The sequence below is a fragment of the Kaistella sp. SH40-3 genome (genome assembly GCF_030686865.1).
Classification (GTDB): Bacteria; Bacteroidota; Bacteroidia; order Flavobacteriales; family Weeksellaceae; genus Kaistella.
Genome location: NZ_JAQYUS010000011.1, coordinates 1 through 21,076 on the forward strand (window position 1 = coordinate 1; position 21,076 = coordinate 21,076).

General features: G+C 36.1%; 19 protein-coding genes. 15 read left to right on the plus strand and 4 right to left on the minus strand.

Going from position 1 to position 21,076, the window contains the following annotated elements:
* Nucleotides 1-161 precede the first annotated feature (161 nt).
* The 3 genes from PUH65_RS13965 to PUH65_RS14955 form a co-directional block, all read right to left on the minus strand.
* Complete coding sequence (locus tag PUH65_RS13965) at nucleotides 162-1,388, minus strand: site-specific integrase (protein WP_305520645.1); 1,227 nt, start codon at nucleotides 1,386-1,388, stop codon at nucleotides 162-164.
* 265 nt (nucleotides 1,389-1,653) lie between these two features.
* A complete protein-coding gene (locus PUH65_RS14950) occupies nucleotides 1,654-1,794 on the minus strand; it encodes a winged helix-turn-helix transcriptional regulator (protein ID WP_370692049.1) in 141 nt (46 codons plus the stop codon).
* Between the two features lie 9 nt (nucleotides 1,795-1,803).
* Nucleotides 1,804-1,947 (minus strand): winged helix-turn-helix transcriptional regulator, encoded by a 144-nt coding sequence (locus PUH65_RS14955; protein WP_370692050.1) that lies wholly within the window; start codon nucleotides 1,945-1,947, stop codon nucleotides 1,804-1,806.
* 166 nt (nucleotides 1,948-2,113) lie between these two features.
* On the opposite strand from PUH65_RS14955, the gene PUH65_RS14960 reads away from it, so the two are divergent.
* The 11 genes from PUH65_RS14960 to PUH65_RS14020 all read left to right on the plus strand — a co-directional run bounded on the left by PUH65_RS14960 (nucleotide 2,114) and on the right by PUH65_RS14020 (nucleotide 15,075).
* Nucleotides 2,114-2,299, plus strand: a complete 186-nt coding sequence (locus PUH65_RS14960) for a hypothetical protein (protein WP_370692051.1) — start codon at nucleotides 2,114-2,116, stop codon at nucleotides 2,297-2,299.
* Complete coding sequence (locus PUH65_RS13975) at nucleotides 2,266-3,039, plus strand: DsbA family protein (RefSeq protein WP_370692052.1); 774 nt, start codon at nucleotides 2,266-2,268, stop codon at nucleotides 3,037-3,039. The genes PUH65_RS14960 and PUH65_RS13975 overlap by 34 nt, the downstream gene beginning before the upstream one ends.
* Nucleotides 3,040-3,339: 300 nt before the next feature.
* Complete coding sequence (locus PUH65_RS13980; protein WP_305520646.1) at nucleotides 3,340-3,924, plus strand: MliC family protein; 585 nt, start codon at nucleotides 3,340-3,342, stop codon at nucleotides 3,922-3,924.
* A gap of 331 nt (nucleotides 3,925-4,255) precedes the next feature.
* Entirely contained in the window at nucleotides 4,256-5,098 is an 843-nt protein-coding gene (locus PUH65_RS13985; protein ID WP_305520647.1) for a hypothetical protein, read from the plus strand.
* Nucleotides 5,099-5,152: 54 nt separating this feature from the next.
* Nucleotides 5,153-6,583 carry a M17 family metallopeptidase gene (locus PUH65_RS13990; protein ID WP_305520648.1) on the plus strand — a complete coding sequence of 477 codons (1,431 nt, stop codon included), beginning with the start codon at nucleotides 5,153-5,155 and terminating at the stop codon, nucleotides 6,581-6,583.
* Between the two features lie 302 nt (nucleotides 6,584-6,885).
* Nucleotides 6,886-7,599 (plus strand): 3-ketoacyl-ACP reductase, encoded by a 714-nt coding sequence (locus tag PUH65_RS13995; RefSeq protein WP_305520649.1) that lies wholly within the window; start codon nucleotides 6,886-6,888, stop codon nucleotides 7,597-7,599.
* A gap of 96 nt (nucleotides 7,600-7,695) precedes the next feature.
* Entirely contained in the window at nucleotides 7,696-8,394 is a 699-nt protein-coding gene (locus PUH65_RS14000) for a glycerophosphodiester phosphodiesterase family protein (protein WP_305520650.1), read from the plus strand.
* Between the two features lie 238 nt (nucleotides 8,395-8,632).
* Complete coding sequence (locus PUH65_RS14005) at nucleotides 8,633-9,235, plus strand: TetR/AcrR family transcriptional regulator (RefSeq protein WP_305520651.1); 603 nt, start codon at nucleotides 8,633-8,635, stop codon at nucleotides 9,233-9,235.
* Between the two features lie 94 nt (nucleotides 9,236-9,329).
* Complete coding sequence (locus tag PUH65_RS14010; RefSeq protein WP_370692053.1) at nucleotides 9,330-10,676, plus strand: TolC family protein; 1,347 nt, start codon at nucleotides 9,330-9,332, stop codon at nucleotides 10,674-10,676.
* A gap of 144 nt (nucleotides 10,677-10,820) precedes the next feature.
* A complete protein-coding gene (locus PUH65_RS14015; protein ID WP_125023157.1) occupies nucleotides 10,821-11,882 on the plus strand; it encodes an efflux RND transporter periplasmic adaptor subunit in 1,062 nt (353 codons plus the stop codon).
* A 4-nt stretch (nucleotides 11,883-11,886) separates the two neighbouring features.
* Nucleotides 11,887-15,075 (plus strand): efflux RND transporter permease subunit, encoded by a 3,189-nt coding sequence (locus tag PUH65_RS14020; protein WP_305520652.1) that lies wholly within the window; start codon nucleotides 11,887-11,889, stop codon nucleotides 15,073-15,075.
* 407 nt (nucleotides 15,076-15,482) lie between these two features.
* Here PUH65_RS14020 and PUH65_RS14025 read toward each other — a convergent pair whose 3' ends face one another.
* Nucleotides 15,483-17,606, minus strand: a complete 2,124-nt coding sequence (locus PUH65_RS14025; protein WP_305520653.1) for a Tex family protein — start codon at nucleotides 17,604-17,606, stop codon at nucleotides 15,483-15,485.
* A 201-nt stretch (nucleotides 17,607-17,807) separates the two neighbouring features.
* On the opposite strand from PUH65_RS14025, the gene PUH65_RS14030 reads away from it, so the two are divergent.
* The 4 genes from PUH65_RS14030 to PUH65_RS14045 all read left to right on the plus strand — a co-directional run bounded on the left by PUH65_RS14030 (nucleotide 17,808) and on the right by PUH65_RS14045 (nucleotide 21,027).
* Nucleotides 17,808-18,197 carry a DoxX family protein gene (locus PUH65_RS14030; RefSeq protein WP_305520654.1) on the plus strand — a complete coding sequence of 130 codons (390 nt, stop codon included), beginning with the start codon at nucleotides 17,808-17,810 and terminating at the stop codon, nucleotides 18,195-18,197.
* A gap of 2 nt (nucleotides 18,198-18,199) precedes the next feature.
* Complete coding sequence (locus PUH65_RS14035) at nucleotides 18,200-18,778, plus strand: TetR/AcrR family transcriptional regulator (RefSeq protein WP_305520655.1); 579 nt, start codon at nucleotides 18,200-18,202, stop codon at nucleotides 18,776-18,778.
* A gap of 74 nt (nucleotides 18,779-18,852) precedes the next feature.
* Complete coding sequence (locus PUH65_RS14040) at nucleotides 18,853-19,848, plus strand: NADP-dependent oxidoreductase (RefSeq protein ID WP_305520656.1); 996 nt, start codon at nucleotides 18,853-18,855, stop codon at nucleotides 19,846-19,848.
* 18 nt (nucleotides 19,849-19,866) lie between these two features.
* A complete protein-coding gene (locus tag PUH65_RS14045) occupies nucleotides 19,867-21,027 on the plus strand; it encodes an iron-containing alcohol dehydrogenase (protein ID WP_305520657.1) in 1,161 nt (386 codons plus the stop codon).
* Nucleotides 21,028-21,076 lie beyond the last annotated feature (49 nt).

Below are 21,076 nucleotides of genomic sequence, written 5' to 3' on the forward strand. Positions count from 1 at the left end.
AGCATAAAACCCTAATTTTAACATATGAAACGAGAGAGAAAAATCTATGACCAACAATAAAAATAAAGGTATTAATTTAATAGAGTACAATTATTCTAATCTTATAACTGGATTACTTTTTGAAGAAACATATAAATTGGTATTAAAATTAGAAGAGTATCTTAAAACATATTCGTTATCACTTGATCCACTTCACTATCTAGAAAATCATCAAGATAACTTTCTGTCGTGCTAATTCTTTTATGACCAAGAGATTGTTTGATTATGTTAATATTTACATCCTTTCTCAGTGCAGTTGTAGCAAAAGTATGACGTGCAGTATAAAACGTTATATTCTTCTCAATACCACACGATTTAAGCATTTTTTTTAGTTGTATGTTGTAATAGCAACGAACGCTATCTTTACGAGCGATTAATTCTTCTGCAGTATATAAATCTAGATTTTTTTTAAGAATTGGGAAAATATAAGGAGTTTCAAAAGGTCGATAGAGCTTATAGAATTTTAATATCTCTTCAATGATTGGCAAATTTGGTAGTTTTATTTTTAAAAATACCTCTGTTTTATTTCTTACATAATTGAAATGATTGCTGTCTAAATCAGACCACTTTAATTCTGCTAAATCTGTAAAATTCATTCCTCTTGCGTAGAATGAAAAAATGTAAAGAAATCTTGCATTTTTCGCAGCTGGTATAGTACTAATGTCAAAGTCTAACAAACTTTTAAATTCTACTTCTGTCAAGGCTTTCCGTATATTTCTCTTTTTGAATTTGGAAATTTTAAATTCGCGAAAAGGATAAAATTGAGGTTGTACAATTTTGTAATTAATCGCCTTGTTGTAAATCGTTCTTATATTTCTCATATAAACCCCAATTCCTCCGTCGTTTGCTCCTCGCTTTCTTAAGAAATTTTCAAAATCTGTTAAAAATTGAAAATCAATGTTTTCAAAAGCATATTGATCTAAATCTGTTTTAAATTTCCTTAGTGCCGATATTGAATTGCCCATAGACGAGGCATAATTTACTTGATCATTATCTTTGAAAATTTGTATTTCCTTTTCGAAAAGTTCAATAAATGAAAATCCTTTTTTTTCTTTTAAGGAAAAATATTTATCAAAATGGATAAGGTTATACTGTCCGTATTTTTTTTCTAATAGATCGACAGTATCAGAAGCATCATCTTTTAATTTTCTTAAAGATTTATTAAAACTGAGATGATTTCTAAATTTTATTGTAAATTCACTTTGTGCACTGTTCCACTCGGATAATTTGCAAGAATATGGAGTAGAGTAGAACGTTGATTTACGGTCAATAGTTACACGGAGATAGATTGGAAATAATCCTGTTTTTAAAACTTTCTTTTTACATACAATTTTGATACTTGCGCTCATTTTTTTTGGTTTTAGGTACAACATAGGTACAACATGTGGTATCTTTTTGAGAAATTAGATGAAACCAAAAGTAAGAAGCAATATCCGTAACTGCAATATAATCAACGACTTTGAATGTAAATGAAAGCATATGAAAGGCTTCGGGTCGTTTCTCATAATCAGCAAGTCCCTGGTTCGAGCCCAGGTGGGGCCACAATATTGGAATAGAAGCACTTACAGCGATGTAGGTGCTTTTTTTGTGGCTAAAATCATTATTAATAAACCGCTATGACAACATTTCCAACTGGCGGAAAACCGGAATTAATGATTTACCCTTTTCAGATAAATTGTATTCGATATGCAAAGGTTTTAGTTGAACGGTAATTTTTTCTAATAAACCTTGCTCTTCCAGTTCTTTTAAAGCCACTGCAATCGACTATTTGTTAGAACCTTCAATATCGCGCAATAGCGAACTGAATCGGACAGAATCATCAAGTGCAAGTTTAAAAATTTGTGGTTTCCATTTACCGGAAAGTAATTTTAATAATCCTTCTGCAGGACAGGACTTTTCGTTTTCCATTCTTTTGAGTAGTCATATTTTTCTGACTTATTGTGAAGTCAGGTTAATTGGCAGACCTTTGCTTCAAAGTTAATCAATATATTAAGTACGACGAAAGCAATCCCTTTGTTTTGATTTATATATTTTATTAAAAAGTGATTGTGACAGTCAACAAAAAAATTCTGTTATGGAAAATACATTTAATAATCCACTCTTATGTAACCCTGAAACTGGGGTTTGTGAAATACCAACCGAAGAAAAATCCGCAGAAGCCGAATTCATTTCGAGCCAAACAAAACCTGTAAAAATCATTTACTTCACCGATCCTATTTGTTCTTCATGTGGGGAATTGAACCTCAACTGCGAAAATTAAAACTGGAATATGGCGATCAGATTGAAATCGATTACCGCATGGGCGGACTTTTACCGGACTGGAAGTACAATAGTGGCGGAATCAGCAAACCTTCCGATGTGGCGCATCACTGGGACGAAGTAAGCGAATATTACGATATGCCGATTGATGGCGATTTGTGGCTTGAAGATCCGTTGAATTCTTCCTATCCGCCTTCTATTGCATTTAAAGCAGCACAAATGCAGGATGATGACAAAGCGATTGCCTTTATGCGAACTTTAAAAGAAATGGTCTTTTTGGAAAAGAAAAATATCACGAAGTGGGAATATATGAGTCAGGCTGCGACGGAAAATGACCTAGATCCCGCAAAACTTAAAAAAGATTACGAAAGCCGGGCGAAAGATTTATTTCAGGCCGACTTAAGTTTGGCGCAGAACATGCGTGTGCGAGGTTTTCCTACGTTGTTTTTTATAGACGGTGAAAATAATCAGGAAATCGTTTACGGTTTCAGGCCTTATCAAGACTATGAAAATGCCGTTTTAAAAACTTTTCCTAAAGCAGTAAAAAAAGAATACGATCATTCATGGAGCGGCTTATTTGCAAAATATCCCACTTTGACGAAAACAGAATTTGCCGAATTATCAGGTTTATCAAAATCGGAAAGCGAAACGCTTTTAGAACAGTTAACCGATGAAGGAAAACTAATTAAAACGACGACTAAGAATGGAAATAGGTGGACTCTTAAAAATGCCACTAATTAATTACTTCTTTTCCGTCAAAATATGCAAAAGAGAATTTCCAAAATTAGGGAGTTCTCTTTTTTGTTGGGTCATAAAATCGATACATTGGGTGTAAATTAAAATGTTTGATATCGTGCAAATTTTTACTTTAAGAATATGTAATGAATTACACATTGAACTGCGATCAAAACGGTTTTTCTATTAAATTTTGAACCATTATATAATGTTTCTAATTATCTATTTTGGCAATGTTCTTGTATTGTATGGTCCTGAATTTTAAGTTTAAAATTTATAGGAACTTTAAAAAAAATAATATTACAAATGAACAAGACTATTTTAACACTTGCAATGACTTCTGCTTTATTTCTAACTTCTTGCAACGATACTGCAAAGAAGGAGAGTAAGGATGTTACAACCACTACAGAATCAGTAGATCAGACCAATTCAGATCAAATTATAAAAACAACTTCAACAGATAAAAACGGCAAAACACTCGAGTTGGCGGTGGATCCTATAAAAGGTCTTGCAACCGTTAATTTTAATGGCGAAACAATCGAATTGGTGCAGGAGAAATCGGCGTCAGGAGTATGGTTTAAAAATGATACGTACGAATTAACAGGAAAAGGCAACGATATTGAATTGAAAAAAGACGGTAAAGTAGTTTTTGAACATACCGATGATAAAGTTAATCTGGAAGCGAAAAATGATAAAGGCGATGTTTTGACCATGAATTTTAACAATTCAGACGGAACTGTAAAAGCCTATTTAAACGGCGGTGATCAAATCGATCTTAAAGAAGAAAAAGCAGCCTCAGGAATCTGGTACAAAAATGACCACTACGAATTACGTGGTAAAGGTGATCAGTATGAGTTGACTAAGGACGGAAAAACGGTATTTAAAAACTAAAAATTACATTTCTGCCATTAGCACAATACTAATTGAAATATCATAAAAAGTCCTGTTGAAAAACAGGACTTTTTTGGTTTCAAAAATGGTCGGTTTAATTTTTATAGCAAAGTCTAGTGCAGATAGATTTACTTTTCAGAAGTAATGCTAAATAAAGCAACCTCACAAATTCAAATTTTAAAAACTTAAGAGGTAAATGATTTCGATTAAACTTAAAAAAATCGTAAATTTCGGCGCCTTAGAGAGGGAGTTTTTGACCAGTCATGAAGAACATCTCTCAGTACTTTCAAATGGAATCTCTCATCAATTTAAATAAAAAAAACCGTTTACTATGATCGATAAAAATTTTTACCTTGAAAACCTTTCTGCTTTTGATATTCTGATAGAAGATGAAGACCGTAAAGAAGCGGAAAAAGTTATTTTCAGGGTTTTCAGTATGCTGCAACGGGATAAAATTTGGCTTCGGGACATTGCAACTGAAGAGGAAATCTTTGAAGAGGACGTAGAACTTTTGGAGGAGGTTGAAGAAGAGTTGAAAGAACTCGATGAAAAATATGAATTTCGCTTTGATGAATTTTACAAATTGGTTCAGCAGGAGATGAAGAAAATGCAATCGAAATCAAATATAAATCCTGCGGATGAAGAAATTTTCGATGGCGAAGAAGATACTTTTGAGGACGAAGACGGAGAAAAACTTGACGACCTTAACGAAGATTTTGAAATAGGAGATGAAGATTTTTTAGAGGAGGACGAAGACTTTTATGATGAAGACGAAGATGATGATAACGACGCCTTAAGTCATTTATCTGATGAAGAAATCGATTTGGTGCCCGAGTATATTTTGGAAAGCGCAAAAACAAGATTTAACTATCCTGAGTTTTTAGAATCATTTCCTGTGGCTGATGAAGAATTTGTAGAAGAGCAGTTTCTTTTTCCTGTCATTGTCGGAAAAGCATTCGGAGAAACCGATATTGAAATTGCTGAAAAAATGCACTCAAACTTCATGATGATCGGATATCAAATTGAAATGAACGACCTTATGAAAATGATTGAGCAGAAAGGAAAAGAACTCGGACTTGAGATTTTAGCCTTTAAAGTAGCCTCCGATTCTTTACATCAAGGTGCACATCCAACAGCGGTGGTTGAGCAGATTTCGCAATTATTAAAGCCATAATTGGTTCATAATAGCAATTTAGTAATAAATAAAATTTAAAATAAAGAATTAAAAATGATAGATAATTATTTAAACGCAGAGTTAATATTGAACTCTCAAAACGATAATAAGAATGGTAATGAATTAGAACTGCTTATCAATTCTGCAGATGAGGTTTCAAACCAATATCCAAAATCGGTTGTTGAATCGATTAAGGAAGCCTTTGAAAAAAAGAAGAACAAAGTAATCATCACCAATGGTGATATTCAGAAGTTTTTAATCGCTCTTCCAAAAACAGATCTAGAAAGTTTAAGACTTGCCGGTGCTTCGGTTTTTCAGGCTTTGAAAAATGAGAATTGTAAAGAGGTTAACATTAATGGCGTACAGGATTTAGATGAAAATCAAAGAATCGCTTTTCTTGAAGGTTTGCTTTTGAGCAGTTACAGTTTTTCTAGATATAAAAAAGAGAAATCAGGCGTTCAGATTAAAGTTTCTTGTACTTCAAATTTCATTGATGAAAAGTCTTTGACTGAATTAAAAAAACTTGCCGAAGCAGTCTCATTAACCAAAACCATGGTCAATGAACCGCCTCAATTTATGGATGCGCTGAAATTCGCAGAATACGCCGTAGATGCTGGAAAGAAATTCGGATTTGAAACTCAAATATTAGGTAAAGCACAAATTGAAGAATTGCGAATGGGCGGAATTCTTGCCGTCAACAGAGGATCTTCTATACCACCAACATTTAATATTTTCAATTATAAACCTGAAAATGCGGTCAATGAGAAACCTTTAGTTTTGGTTGGTAAAGGAGTTACGTTTGATACAGGCGGTTATTCAATAAAAGTAGGAGGGAATATGACTTCTATGAAATCCGATATGGCCGGTGGAGCCGCAGTTTTAGGAATTGTTTCCGCCGCTGCCGCAAATAAACTGCCCTACCATATTATCGGTTTGGTTTCAGCAACAGATAACAAAATTTCTTCTGATGCTTTGGTAGTCGATGATATCATTACCATGATGGATGGAACGACTGTAGAAGTTCAAAATACCGATGCCGAAGGACGTTTGGTTTTAGCTGATGCTTTGACTTATGCAGAACGTTTTAATCCTGAATTAGTGGTTGATATGGCAACATTGACAGGCGCTTCTGTAGCAATCACAGGATCGTTCGGAATTGCAATGGCCGGAAATGATCAAAGTGCTATGGACTTATTGAAGGTGTCTGGAGAAGAGACTTATGAAAGATTGATCCAACTGCCATTCTGGACAGAATTTGAAGATTTACTAAAATCTGATATTGCAGATTTAAAAAATATCGGTGGACCAATTGGTGGCGCAACAACCGCCGGAAAATTCCTGGAACATTTCACCGATTACCCATGGATCCATTTGGATATCGCCGGAGCCTCATTTGTAAATGATGCAAAAGGATACCGACAAAGTGGGGGTACCGGAGTTGCCGTCAGATTATTATATCAGTTTATTAAAACAAAATGTAAATGAAAATTTATTGAAAACATTATAAATTGCTAGTTAATTATCTGAATTTTTTAAACCACAAAAGGCACAAAAGTTTTGTTCTTTATAGTATTCCAAAAGTGCTAAAAAGGATAGCATCGTGTAGTGTAAACTTTATACTTTTTCCTCTTTGCTAAGTGAAACGCCTTTGCGCTCGTAATTTTAGGTAGCATTTTGGTAGAAACGTTTGCGTATTTGCGTTAAAAGAATGGGTTTAGAAAAATTAATCACGATCAGAGAGTAAGCAATATTGTATTCAGTAAATTTGTACTATAAAAATAAATCAAATGAATTTAAAAGGAAAAAACGCCATCGTTACAGGTGGAGGTAGAGGTCTTGGAAAAGCAGTGGCTTTAATTTTGGCTAAAGAAGGTGTCAATATCGGCATCACAGGACGTAATGAAGAAAACTTAAAAACAACCGTTGAAGAATTGAAGGGTTTAGGAGTTCAGGCTTCTTACGCCATTTTCAGTGTGGATGATGAATCTGCGGTTCAAAAAGGAATTTCAGATCTGGCAAAGGATTTAGGTGGAGTAGATATTCTCATCAACAACGCTGGAATTGGTGATTTTGGAAGTATTGAAGAAATGCCGTCTGAAACTTGGGAACAGGTAATTAAGACCAATTTGTTCGGCGTTTATTATGCTGCAAAGGCAGTCTATCCATTTTTAAAAGAAAAAGGAGCGGGCGATATCGTCAACGTTGCTTCAACAGCAGGTTTAAAAGGTGGGCCAAATATGTCGGCTTATGCTGCTTCGAAAGCGGCCGTAGTTTCGTTATCACAGTCGATGATGGCAGAATGGCGTAAACAGAATATCCGCGTCATTACTTTAACGCCAAGTACGATCGCTTCTGATTTGTCGATTCAAGGTGGTTTGACCGATGGAAATCCAGAAACTGTACTTCAACCTGAAGATTTTGCTGAATGGGTAAGAGATATTTTGAAAATGAACAGAAGAGCATTAATTGCTAATGGTTCTATTTTTTCAACCAATCCTTAATCGTCATTCTTTAAAAATTAATAAAGAGTTTAAATACTTATATCAAAAGCGGGTTTTTGCCCGCTTTTGTTTTTTTTAGTTTTAAATTTGTAAATCATGCAAACTCAAATTATTGCGCATCGCGGCTTTTGGAAAACGAATCCTGCAACTGCTGAAAATTCTATTCAAAGTTTAAAAAATGCTCAGAATTTAACTATTTATGGGACAGAGTTTGATGTTCGAATCTCAAAAGACGGTGTGCTGATTGTCTATCATGATGAGTATTACGGGAAATTGGAAATTTCAGAAACAAATTTTTCTGATTTGGAAAAACTGAAATTACAAAACGGGGAGAATATTCCAACTTTAAAGGATTATTTAGAAAAAGGAAAAGAGAATCAATCATTAAAACTGATGATTGAATTGAAACCCATTAATTCTAAAATTAAAGAAAATGACTTGGTTCAAAAAGCGATTCAATTGGTTGAAGAACTTCACCTGAAATCCCAAACCGAATTTATTTCCTTCAGCCTAAATATTTGTGAGCAAATTAAAAAAGCCGAATCTTCTTTCAAAGTCTATTATTTGAACGGAGATCTTTCGCCTTTAGAAATAAAAGAAAAAGGACTTGATGGAATTGATTATCATCATTCTGTTCTCCTGAAAAATCTTTCCTGGATTTCAGAAGCCAAAACTTTAGGTTTAACTACAAATTCCTGGACAGTCAATCATATTGAGATATTTCAACAGTTAAAAAAACAGGGAATTGATTTTGTCACCACCGATATTCCTAATGTATTAAGTGAGATTGAATAAGAGTTTTTTATTACGCTAAACCTGCTCTTTCAAATAAAAATGGTTTTTTCAAATCATTTTCGACACACGTGCAACCTTACTCATTTCCAGATTAATACGTTTGAAAAGCTTTTAAATAATTGAAAAGGTTACGCTTCTATCTATCATTATTACTTTTATCTATCGAACGTATTAACTCTGAAAACTTGGAAACTAATTTTGTTTTTTTAGTTTTCTTTTGTATCTTTGCCCCCGAATTATGGACGAAAAAACAATTTTTTTAAGTAAAGCCTCAGAACTTTTCATCAATAACGGCGCGAAATCCGTGACGATGGATGAGATTGCAAAAGAGTTTGGAATTTCTAAGAAAACCCTTTATCAGAAATATAAAAATAAAGAGGAATTATTGGAAGAAGTTTTGGAATACAAACTTCAAGAAGTGATCGACCGACTTCAGTATCTGGATGACAATGTTGAAAATGCCATTGAAAGAATGTTTTGTCGGGACGAAGAAATCGACAAGGTTTCGAACTCTAACAATAATATTCTGATTCGCCAACTGTTAAAATATTACCCTGCTATTTTTCACAAACACATGTTGAATTTCTCAACAAAATTCGCAGAAGTATTGGTTCACAATATTGAAAAAGGAAGACAGCAAGGGCTTTACCGAGAAGATTTCAACGCAGAACTTTATGCGAAGATTTTTTTTCAACTCGTAATGTCTTATGACAGTTCTCCATTTTTTGATACGGAAGCAATCGAACGTGAATTTTTTATGCAGGAGTCTTTGATGCTTTACATGAACGCGATTACGAACGAAAAGGGAAAAGAAGTACTAAAAAGTCTTCACCAAAAATAATATCTTGTAGTTCTCCTGTAAGTTTGATACCTAATATTTCAACTTAATGGAGGTGAACTTAATTATAATCTGTAATAAATAACAATAACATAAAATGACCAATTGGAGAAAAATGGCTTTCGTCGCCCTCTTTGCCGGCTCAATCACAGGATTGAAAGCGCAGCAGACGGTTACCTTAAAACAAGCCATAGAGTACGCGCTTCAAAATAAAGCAGAAGCGCTAAAAGCAAAACTGGATGTTCGGAATGCCGATTATCAAATTATGGAAGCGAAATCGAATGCATTGCCCCATCTTTCGGGTGTTGCGAATCTTACCTATAATCCGCTTTTGCAGAAATCTGCCTTAGATGTGGGTGCATTTAGTGGTGGGCCAAGCAATATACAGTTGATTTCTTTCGGACAGAAATGGAATGCCGGTGCAGGTTTGCAGTTGTCTCAGGCGATTTTTAACCAAAAAGTATTCATCGGACTGAAAGCGGCAAAATCAACCAAAGAATTTTATCAAATCAACGAACAGTTAACTGAAGAGCAGATTATAGAAAGAGTTTCAGATGCTTACTTTCAGGTCTTTACGATTCAGCAGAAAAAGGAAACTTTAGAAAGCAGTTATGCAAGTACTGAAAAAGCCAGAAATGTAATCAAAAGTTTGTTCGATAATGGGTTGGCGAAAAAAGTGGATTTGGATCGAACCAATGTAAATTTGACGAATATCAGCACCATTTTGAAGCAGCAGGAAAACGGCATTAACCAAGCGGAAAATGCGTTGAAGTTTTACATGGGAATGCCAATTGAAACAGAAATTGAATTGGTGAAAGCCGATATGGAAGTCACTCCACATTTGTTAGATGATGTTATAGAAACAGATAACAGAGCGGAAGTCCAACTTTTAGCCAAACAAAAAGAATTGTTACAGTATAATAAAAAAGCAGTTGAAGCGGATTACTATCCGACGGTGAACTTAAATGCGAATTACAGTTACCAAGGATTGGGAGATAAATTTCCTTTAACCCACGGCGAAAAAAGCGGCGTTTTCTGGTCAGATTATTCTGCGATTACTTTGGGCGTAAATATTCCTATTTTTAATGGTTTTGCCACGAAAGCGAGAGTAGCAATGGCGCAAATAGAACTGGAGAAATTGGAAGTTGATATTAAAGACACCAAACTTGGTTTAGATTTGTCGTATCAAAACGCGAAATCTCAAATTGAGAACAGTCTTGCTTCTTTAGAAAGTCAAAAAGCCAACGTAAGTCTTGCGGAAACCGTAGCGGCCAATACCAAAAGCAATTACCAATATGGTTTAGCAACGCTTACGGATTTGTTAGAGGCCGAAAATGCTCTGGTAGAAGCGAAAAACAATTACAGCAATGCGATCCTGGATTATAAAATTGCAGAAATTCAATATTATAAATCGAAAGGCGAACTTAAAACCTATTTAAAATAAACTAAAAATAAAATCGTGTTGAAAGTTTCCTTTTGACATTAAAAAAAATAATAATTAAGATGAAATCGCCAAGATTGATTAACCCAAATACCCTTAAAAATACAGCGATTGCATAAGTCCTTAAAAAAAAATAAATATATTCTTATGAAAAAAACTTTAATATATATTATCGTCGCAGTCGTACTCATCGGTTTAGGAGCGTACAAAATTGCCAGTAATAAAGCGAATCAAAAGAAAGAAGTGGCCGAAGTTGCCAAGCAAGTTGACAAAATCAATGTGAATGTTGTGACGGCAAGCAGAGAAAATATCAATACTGATTATTCTGCCAACGGAACATTTATCCCGAAACAGGAAACGAATCAGTCTTCAGAAATCTCCGGACGTATTGTGAATGTCTTGGTGAGAGAAGGTTCCAGAGTAGGAGCAGGTCAGGTTTTAGCAACTATCAAAAGAGATGCGATCGAAGTAGATCTAAGCCAGGCACAGAATAATTTACAAAACGCCATCATCGATAACCAGCGTTATGAGAACGCATATAAAACCGGCGGAGTTACGAAACAACAGTTGGATAATTCCAGATTACAGTTGAAAAATATGCAGTCTGCTGTTCGTGCACAAAGCGTAAGAGTAAATGATACCAGCGTAAGAGCCGGAATCAGCGGAATTATTAATAAAAAAATGGTTGAACCGGGAATGGTCGTTGCACCGGGAACTCCTTTGTTCGAAATCGTTAATATCAACAGTTTAAAATTATCTGTTTTGGTGGACGAAAGTCAGATTGGCAGAATTCAAATTGGACAAACTGTTCCAATTACTGTGAACGTTTTACCTGATGAATCTTTCGCCGGAAGAATTACCTTCATCGCTCCCAAAAGTGATGCCTCTTTAAATTTCCCGGTAGAAATTGAAGTGGCCAACAACGGAAGTTTAAAAGCCGGTATGTACGGAACCGCTTTATTCAAAACCAATTACGGTGCTGAAAATCAAAATATGTTAACCGTTCCAGCAGAAGCATTTGTAAATGGCGTAAGTTCAGGACAGTTATTCATCGTTGAAAACGGAACAGCGAAAATGATCAACGTGAAAACCGGAAAAGTGTATGGTAACAAAGTACAGATCGTGAGCGGATTAAATGGAGGAGAGCAGGTAATTACCAGCGGACAGATCAACCTGGACAACGGTTCAAAAATAAACATCGTAAAGTAGAAAGATGAAATTAGCAGAAATATCAATTAAAAGACCCTCGTTAGTCATCGTTTTATTTACGATACTTACTTTAGGTGGTTTACTGAGTTACTCTATGATGGGGTACGAACTGATCCCGAAATTTGAAACCAATGTGGTCACGATTTCTACGGTCTATCCGGGAGCCTCGCCAAGTGAGGTAGAAACTTCGGTGACCCGTAAAATTGAAGATGCCGTAGGATCTTTAGAAAACGTAAAAAAGGTAGAATCATCGTCTTACGAAAGTCTTTCCGTAATCATGGTTCAACTGAATACAGGTGCTGATGTTAATTACGCCCTGAATGATGCACAACGTAAGGTAAATGCAATTTTATCTCAACTTCCGGATGACATCGATGCTCCGTCATTAAATAAATTCTCCCTGGATGATTTACCAATTATGACGATGAGTATTTCCAGTAATAAGTTGAACAACAGAGAATTGTATGATCTTCTGGATAAGAAAATTGAACCAATTTTTTCCCGTGTAAGCGGTGTTGCCCAAGTTGACCTCGTAGGTGGACAGGAGCGTGAAATTCAGGTTAATATTGATGAAAAGAAATTGCAGGGTTATAATATTTCCATTGGAGAAGTACAACAGGCGATCCTTTCTTCCAACTTAGATTTCCCTACAGGAAGTTTAAAATCGAGAACGTCCAAATCAACCATTCGACTATCTGGAAAATACAAGTCGATTGAAGAGATGAGTAATCTCGTAATTTCAAATAGAAATGGAGCGCAAATCCGACTTTCAGATGTTGCCAACGTTTTTGATACCACGCAGGATGTAGAAAAAATTGCAAGATATAATCAGAATCCTACGATTTTGATGCAGGTAAAAAAACAGTCGGATGCCAATGCCGTTGCCGTGTCTGAAAACGTTCAGAAAACAATTGCTGAAGTTACCAAGAATTACGCAGTTCAGGGTCTTAACGTGAAAATTGTTGATGACAGTACAGACTTTACTTTAGCAGCAGCAGACCACGTGATTTTCGATTTGGTGATTGCGGTGATTCTTGTGGCGATCGTAATGTTGCTTTTCCTTCATAATATTAGAAATGCCTTCATCGTAATGGTTTCGATTCCATTATCGTTGATTGCGACGTTCATTGGAATGTATTTAATGGGGTATACCTTAAACTTAATGAGTTTATTAGGACTCTCACTGGTAGTTGGTATTTTGGTGGATGATGCCATTGTGGTCCTCGAAAACGTTTACCGACATATGGAAATGGGCAAGAGCAGAATTCGTGCAGCGTATGATGGTGCTTCAGAAATTGGATTTACCGTAACAGCAATTACCTTGGTTATTGTGGTGGTGTTCTTACCAATTGCGATGAGTTCAGGTTTGGTATCTGATATTTTAGCGCAATTCTGTGTAACCGTGGTTATGGCGACTTTGTTCTCCTTATTAGCGTCCTTTACTATTATTCCATGGTTGTCTTCAAGATTTGGAAAAGTCGTACATCTTACGGGTAAAAATCCATTTGAAAAATTCATCCTTTGGTTTGAAGGACAACTGGATAAATTCACGCACTTCATTACAGGAATTCTCGAGTGGTGTTTGAAAACAGGACTGAGAAGAATAATGACGGTTGTTATCACTTTTATTATTTTAATTTCCTCATTTGCGTTGGTCGGTTTCGGTTTCATTGGGGGAGAATTTTTCCCAAAGATGGATCGTGGTCAATTCTTGGTACAGATAGAATTACCAAAAGATGCAACCGTTGAAAAAACCAATCAGGTCACTTTAAATGTTGAGAAATATTTGCGTTCTAACAAAGATGTGGTTGATTTAATTACCACGGTGGGTCAGCAATCTACAGGTTTTGGAGCATCACAGGCAACCGTTTATCAGGCGGAAGTTCAGGTGAACTTGGTTGACAAATCGGAACGTGCCCAAAGCACCGACATCTTAGCGGCCAAATTCAAGAGAGATCTTGAAGAAAAATTTACCGGTGTCGAATTTAAAACCGCACCAATCGGATTGATGGGAGCAGATAATGCCCCAATCGAAATGGTGGTAACCGCTGCAGATAATGAAACGGCAAACAAAGAAGCCAACAGAATCTTAGAATTATTGAAAAAAGTTCCGGGCGCAGTAGATGCAGAATTGTCCACCGATACCGGAAGTCCGGAGGTTCGGGTGAATATCGACCGTGATAAAATGGCGACTCTAGGTCTTAACCTTTCAAGTGTTGGTCAAGCAATGCAGACTGCCTTTAATGGTAACACCGATGGGAAATACCGCGCAGGAGAGTATGAATATGACATCAACATCCGTTTTGCAGATGCGAACCGACAATCCATTGATGACGTTAGAAACTTAATGTTTACAAACAATAATGGGGAACAGATCAGATTGAGCCAGTTTGCGAATGTAGACATGAGTTCAGGACCGAGTTTGCTGCAACGAAGAGACAAATCGCCATCTGTAAAAGTAATGTCAAAAGTAGTAGGTCGTCCTGCCGGTGATGTTGCAAACGAATGGGCAGCCATGTTTATGGACAATGAAAAAACAAAACCAGCCGGAGTAAATTACATCTGGAGTGGTGATATGGAAAACCAGACCGAAGGTTTCGGTACTTTAGGACTCGCTTTATTGGCGGCTGTTGTATTGGTATATTTGGTAATGGTTTCGCTGTATGACAGTTTCGTTTATCCATTTGTGGTCTTGTTCTCAATTCCTTTGGCCTTGATCGGAGTAATGGTAATTTTGGCTTTGACCAATAATTCCATTAACATTTTTACCATGTTGGGGATGATTATGTTGATTGGTTTGGTGGCGAAGAATGCGATTATGATTGTCGATTTCACCAATATGCGTAAAGCGGCAGGTGAAAATACCCACGATGCTTTAATACAGGCAAATCACGCCAGACTTCGTCCGATTTTGATGACGACGATTGCGATGATTTTCGGGATGCTTCCAATCGCCTTAGCAAAAGGAGCCGGCGCCGAAATGAACAACGGTTTGGCTTGGGTAGTAATCGGTGGTTTAACATCGTCGCTATTCCTTACCTTAATTATTGTTCCTGTGGTATATTCACTTTTCGACTCTATGCTCAGAAGAATGGGTAAAGATGAAAAGGTAGATTACGAAAGTGAAATGGTAGCCGATTATGAACACAAAGAACTAAGTGAAGACGGATTTACTCCGAAACATCAGTTATAATTATAGTTATTTTATTTATGAAAAAGCCGTTTCAGTAATTGAAACGGCTTTTTTGTTGGTAAAAATTAAAGTTATCAAATTTTAATTTAGAAGCACAAAAACAATCGCTACTTACAAAACCCGTCCCGCTGTCCACTATATCCTCCCGGTCCGAAAATCGGAAACGGGAGGGATGCCGCTCCCATCGGGGCTATAACTTCAGGCATTTCTTCTTACCACCGGAAAATCAAAATGTTTGTCTCCTCGTTATACGAACAGAATAAATCACAAAATCATACTTAATAAACTTCCCACAATATTTTGCCGAATATTTTAGAATAATCCTTTTGCTGAGCGGAGCGCCTTTGCGTCCGTAATTTATAAGCAGTCATTTTGTTAAAAACTTTGCGCCTTTGCGTTTAAAGAAATCACAAAATCATACTCAACTGAATCCTCTTCCGCGCCTCATCAACTTCAGTCACTTTCACCTGAACATGCTGATGCAGTTTCACCACTTCATTCACATCACTCACAAAACCTTCTTTCAACTGGGAAATATGAACCAGTCCGCTCTCCTTAATTCCAACATCTACGAAACACCCAAATGCCGTGATATTATTCACAATTCCGGGAAGAATCATTCCCGTTTTTAAATCTTTTATTGATTTAACTGTGGGATCAAACTCAAAAACTTTCGCCGCTTTTCGCGGATCCAATCCTGGTTTTTCCAGTTCTTTTAAGATATCTTTAATTCCTAAAATACCAACTGTTTCCGTGATATAATTTTCCGGATTAATGGCTTGAATTTTTTCTTTATTCGCGATGAGGTCGTTTGTTTTAATTCCTAAATCTTTTGCCATTTTTTCGACAATCGAATACGCTTCCGGGTGAACGGCTGAATTATCCAAAGGGTTTTTACCATTCGAAATCCGAATAAATGCTGCCGCCTGTTGAAAGGCTTTTTCTCCTAATCTCGGAACTTTCTTTAATTGTTTCCGGTCTTCAAAAGCACCATTTTCTGCACGGTAATTCACAATGTTTTCAGCCATCTTTTCCCCAATTCCGGAAACATAACTGAGCAAAGATTTACTCGCCGTATTCAGATTAATTCCAACTGAATTCACACATTTCATCACGGTAGAATCCAGTTCGTTTTTCAATTGCGTTTGATCTACGTCATGTTGATATTGTCCGACTCCAATTGATTTTGCATCAATTTTTACCAATTCAGCCAACGGATCAGAAAGTCGTCTTCCAATAGAAATTGCACCACGAACCGTCACATCATAACTCGGAAATTCATCCCGCGCAATTTTACTCGCCGAATAAACCGACGCACCGGCTTCTGAAACAATGAAAACCAATGGCGGTTTATCAAACGCAATTTTCTTAATAAAAAACTCCGTTTCCCGACTCGCCGTTCCGTTTCCAATGGAGATTGCTTCAATGTTAAATGAATTCATGAGCGACCGAATTTTCTTCATCGCCATTCCCGTTTCATTCTGCGGCGCGTGTGGATAAATAGTTTCGTTGTGTAATAAATCGCCTTTTTCATCAAGGCAAACGATTTTACAACCACTTTTAAATCCGGGATCAATTGCCAGAATTCTTTTCTCGCCTAATGGCGGAGCGAGTAGAAGTTGTCTGAGGTTTTCAGAAAATATTTCAATGGCTTTCTGATCTGCTTTTTCCTTGGCTTCCTGTAAAGTTTCATTAGAAATCGCGGGTTCCAGCAATCTTTTATAAGAATCTTTGATGGCCAAAGCAATCTGATTTGCACACTCATTATTTGATTTAATGATAGCGTTTTCAATGAATTCCAGCGCTTCCTTCTTATCAATTCCAATATTGGTCTTTACAAAGCCTTCCGTTTCTGCGCGCAACATCGCCAATAATCGGTGCGATGGAATTCTGTTCAGACTTTCTTCCCAATCAAAATATTGCGAAAATTTCTGGGCGGCTTCTTCCTCTTTTTTTGCCTTAATGACTTTGGAAGCAATGACTGCTTTTCTTTGAAACAATCGGCGCAAATTTTTCCGAACGTACATGTTTTCGTTGATCCATTCCGCCATAATATCTCGTGCACCTTGCAGCGCTTCCTCTTCCGTCGGAACCTGATCGTTCAAATATTTAGAGACTAAACTTTCCAGATTGTTAGCGTTCTGACTCATGATCATTCTTGCCAAAGGTTCTACACCTTTCTCTTTTGCAGAATCTGCTTTTGTTTTTCGCTTTTTTTTGAAAGGCAAATACAAATCTTCCAGTTCCTGCAGATCGAAAGTTTCTTCAATTCTTTGTTTGAATTCCGGCGTTAATGCATTTTGTTCTTCAATTGATTTTAGAATGCTTTCCTTCCTTTTAACTAGTTCTTCAAACTGTTTATTCAGTTTTGAAATTCCTTCAATCTGAACTTCATCTAAATTTCCCGTCGCATCTTTTCGATAACGGGAAATAAATGGAATCGTACAATCTTCCGCTAACAGTTTCAGCGTTGCTATAATATTGTTTTCGGATATGGAAAGGGATTTTTTAATATAATCAATGGAATTCATGCGGCATTTTTAGAAGTGCTAAAATAAGAGTTTAGGAGGAATTGAGAGGATTGTTTTGAAGAAATTAAAAGTCTTTGATTTAATTTAATGGTCTTCAATTTCTCTCAAAAATGATTTTAAATTTCCTTCATAGAAGAAATAAATGAACGTTCATTCATTAATTTTGTATCTTTGTGCTGTTAAAAAATTAAAAAACTAAGCATGAGAGTAATATTTTGGGTAATCACAAGCATCCTTTTAGCAGTTTTAATGATGGTTTCCGGATTTTATCATTTAATAAAACCTGAATTTTATGTTCCAATCGTTCCGTCATTTTTACCTTTTCCTTTGGGAATCGTTTATCTGTCCGGAATTGTAGAGTTGTTGCTGGGAATAGTGACCTTATTCTTAAATCAAAAATACACGAAGTATGGACTGTTCGGAATTTTCATTTTAATGGTGATGTTTCTGCCGATTCATATTTTCGATGCTATGAAAGATCAACCTGTTATCGGAAGTTCAACCGCAGCGTATGTTAGATTGGCATTTCAAATCGTGTTGATTTGGCTGTCTTGGAAATCCTATAAATTTACTTCGCTTGCAAGAATTTAATCATGATTAAAAAAGAAAAAATATCTGACAAGAGAACTGCGCTTTTAAACGCAACGCTGACTTTGGTGAATAATCATGGTTTCCACAATACACCGATGTCCAATATCGCGAAATTAGCAGGTGTCGCTCCCGCAACGATTTATCTTTATTTTGAAAATAAGCAGGATCTCATTAACAAGTTGTATTTAGAGGTTAAGGAAGATTTTAGTAATTGTGCTTTTGAAGGTTACAGTGAAGATTTATCGGTGAAAAAAGGATTTGAACTGATTTGGTTTAATATCGCGAATTACAAATTATCTCAAATTAAAGAAACCAATTTTTTAACGCAATGCGACAACAGTCCGATGATTGAGGAAGAGATTAGGGTAGAAGGTTTAAAACATTTGCAACCTTTACTCAATTTGTGGCAGAGAGGAAAAAACGAAGGAATTATAAAACCCCTTTCCGATTATGTTTTATATGCATTTACGATTTATCCTCTGTCTTTTTTATTGGGAATGCAGGAAAGATATCTTCACACTTTAAGTGAAACTGAGAAAGAAGAAACGTTCAAAGCAGCGTGGGATGCGATAAGGATTTAATTTTTTCATTAAATAAAGAATGAACGTTCATTAATAATAGTAGTAAAGAATTTTAAATTAAAAAAATCAAAATAATGAATAAAACAATCATATTAAACAGCCGACCAGTTGGGAAACCTCAACTTTCAGATTTTAAATTTGTGGAGGAAGAAATGCCTGCTTTAAAGGAAGGCGAAATTCTTTTAAAAACAAAATTTGTTTCCGTAGATCCTTATTTAAGAGGAAGAATGAGTGATGCAAAATCGTACGTTCCGCCTTTTGAACTTCAAAAAGCAATGAGTTCCGGAGTTGTGGCAGAAGTGCTAGAATCTCAAAATGAGAAATTCAAAAAAGGAGATTTTGTTTCAGGAATGTTGAACTGGAAAGAATTTCAAACTTCAACCGGAGAAAACCTTTTAAAAATAGATGATAAAATTGCGCCACTTTCCAACTATCTCGGTGTTTTGGGAATGACCGGATTAACCGCTTATTTCGGATTAACAGAAATTGGTAAACCGCAAAAAGGAGAAACCCTTGTTGTTTCCGGAGCCGCTGGAGCCGTTGGAAGTATTGTTGGTCAAATTGGAAAGATTTTAGGTTGTCGCGTTATCGGAATCGCCGGAACTGATGAAAAAGTAGAAATGCTAAAATCTAAATTTGGTTTTGATGAAGCCATCAATTATAAAACAACGGAGAACATGACCAAAGCGATTGCAGAAGTTTGTCCCGATGGAGTTGATGTTTATTTTGACAATGTTGGTGGAACGATTTCCGACAGCGTTCATGCGAATATCAACAGATTAGGAAGAATTATTGTGTGTGGCGCCATTTCGGCTTACAACGATACTTCAGTTCCTCAAGGTCCAAGAGTTGAACATTTTTTAATTCGTAAAAGTGCCTTAATGCAAGGTTTCATCGTAGGGAATTATGCAGACAAGTTTCCGGAAGGAATGAAACATTTATCGCAATGGTTGAGCGAAGGAAAACTTATTTATTCAGAAACCATCGTGGAAGGTTTTGAAAATATTCCACAGGCTTTTATCGACCTTTTTGAGGGTAAGAATAAAGGAAAAATGATCGTAAAAATATAAACAGTAAAAAACAAAAATATGAACAATTTTAAATACAGAAATCCAACAAAAATATTGTTTGGTAAAGGACAAATCGAAAATCTATCAACAGAAATTCCAGCAAATTCAAAAATTCTTATGCTTTATGGAGGCGGAAGTATTATGAAAAATGGAGTTTATGACCAAGTGCAAAAAGCACTTTCAGGATATGAAGTCGTAGAATTCGGTGGAATTCCGGCAAACCCGGAATACAGCGTTTTGTTAGATGCGTTGAAAGTCATTAAAGAAGAAAACATCACGTACCTTTTAGCAGTTGGTGGCGGTTCTGTAATCGACGGAACGAAATTTTTATCAGCCGCTGCTTTATATGAAGGCGAAACACCGTGGGATTTATTAACGAACAAAAAACCAGTGACGGAAGGAATGCCTTTCGCAACTGTTTTAACACTTCCTGCAACCGGATCAGAAATGAATTCAGGTTCCGTAATTACGAGAGCAGAAACTCAGGAAAAATTAGCATTTGGTGGACCTGGAATGTTCCCACAATTTTCTATCCTTGATCCGGAAGTGATTAAATCAATTCCACAACGTCAATTGGCGAACGGAATTGCAGATGCTTTCACGCATGTGATGGAACAATATATGACGTATCCAATCGGTGCAAAACTGCAGGATCGATTCGCGGAGAGTATTATGCAGACTTTAATTGAAGTGGCTCCGGAAATTATGAAAGATCCAACCAATTATGAAGCGGCATCTAATTTTATGTGGAGTTGTACCATGGCTTTGAACGGATTGATCCAACAAGGAGTTCCAGGAGATTGGGCAATTCACTCCATGGGTCACGAATTAACAGCAATGTACGGAATCGATCATGCCAGAACTTTGGCCATTTTAGCCGGAAATCATTACCGTTATAATTTCGAAACCAAGAAAAAAAAATTAGCACAATATGCAGAACGTGTTTGGAATATTACCGACGGAACTTTAGAAGAAAAAGCCCACGCTGGAATTGACAAAACCGATGAGTTTTTCAAATCTTTAGGAATTGATATTAAATTATCAGACTACACGAAAGATTATTCAGAAACCGGAAGCACAGTTGCAAAACGTTTCACTGAAAGAGGTTGGGAAGGACTTGGAGAACATAAATCTTTGAAACCATCTGACGCTCAGAAAATCATTGAAATGAGTTACTAAATATATAAGAGCCAAGAGCCAAGAATAAAGAATCAAAAATTAAAAATAT

Bases quoted from the DNA above. Each gene is read 5' to 3' on its own strand.
- PUH65_RS13965 (WP_305520645.1), bottom strand. From the start codon at position 1,388: ATGAGCGCAAGTATCAAAATTGTATGTAAAAAGAAAGTTTTAAAAACA.
- PUH65_RS14955 (WP_370692050.1), bottom strand. From the start codon at position 1,947: ATGGAAAACGAAAAGTCCTGTCCTGCAGAAGGATTATTAAAATTACTT.
- PUH65_RS14960 (WP_370692051.1), top strand. From the start codon at position 2,114: ATGGAAAATACATTTAATAATCCACTCTTATGTAACCCTGAAACTGGG.
- PUH65_RS13975 (WP_370692052.1), top strand. From the start codon at position 2,266: ATGTGGGGAATTGAACCTCAACTGCGAAAATTAAAACTGGAATATGGC.
- PUH65_RS13980 (WP_305520646.1), top strand. From the start codon at position 3,340: ATGAACAAGACTATTTTAACACTTGCAATGACTTCTGCTTTATTTCTA.
- PUH65_RS13985 (WP_305520647.1), top strand. From the start codon at position 4,256: ATGATCGATAAAAATTTTTACCTTGAAAACCTTTCTGCTTTTGATATT.
- PUH65_RS13990 (WP_305520648.1), top strand. From the start codon at position 5,153: ATGATAGATAATTATTTAAACGCAGAGTTAATATTGAACTCTCAAAAC.
- PUH65_RS13995 (WP_305520649.1), top strand. From the start codon at position 6,886: ATGAATTTAAAAGGAAAAAACGCCATCGTTACAGGTGGAGGTAGAGGT.
- PUH65_RS14000 (WP_305520650.1), top strand. From the start codon at position 7,696: ATGCAAACTCAAATTATTGCGCATCGCGGCTTTTGGAAAACGAATCCT.
- PUH65_RS14005 (WP_305520651.1), top strand. From the start codon at position 8,633: ATGGACGAAAAAACAATTTTTTTAAGTAAAGCCTCAGAACTTTTCATC.
- PUH65_RS14010 (WP_370692053.1), top strand. From the start codon at position 9,330: ATGACCAATTGGAGAAAAATGGCTTTCGTCGCCCTCTTTGCCGGCTCA.
- PUH65_RS14015 (WP_125023157.1), top strand. From the start codon at position 10,821: ATGAAAAAAACTTTAATATATATTATCGTCGCAGTCGTACTCATCGGT.
- PUH65_RS14020 (WP_305520652.1), top strand. From the start codon at position 11,887: ATGAAATTAGCAGAAATATCAATTAAAAGACCCTCGTTAGTCATCGTT.
- PUH65_RS14025 (WP_305520653.1), bottom strand. From the start codon at position 17,606: ATGAATTCCATTGATTATATTAAAAAATCCCTTTCCATATCCGAAAAC.
- PUH65_RS14030 (WP_305520654.1), top strand. From the start codon at position 17,808: ATGAGAGTAATATTTTGGGTAATCACAAGCATCCTTTTAGCAGTTTTA.
- PUH65_RS14035 (WP_305520655.1), top strand. From the start codon at position 18,200: ATGATTAAAAAAGAAAAAATATCTGACAAGAGAACTGCGCTTTTAAAC.
- PUH65_RS14040 (WP_305520656.1), top strand. From the start codon at position 18,853: ATGAATAAAACAATCATATTAAACAGCCGACCAGTTGGGAAACCTCAA.
- PUH65_RS14045 (WP_305520657.1), top strand. From the start codon at position 19,867: ATGAACAATTTTAAATACAGAAATCCAACAAAAATATTGTTTGGTAAA.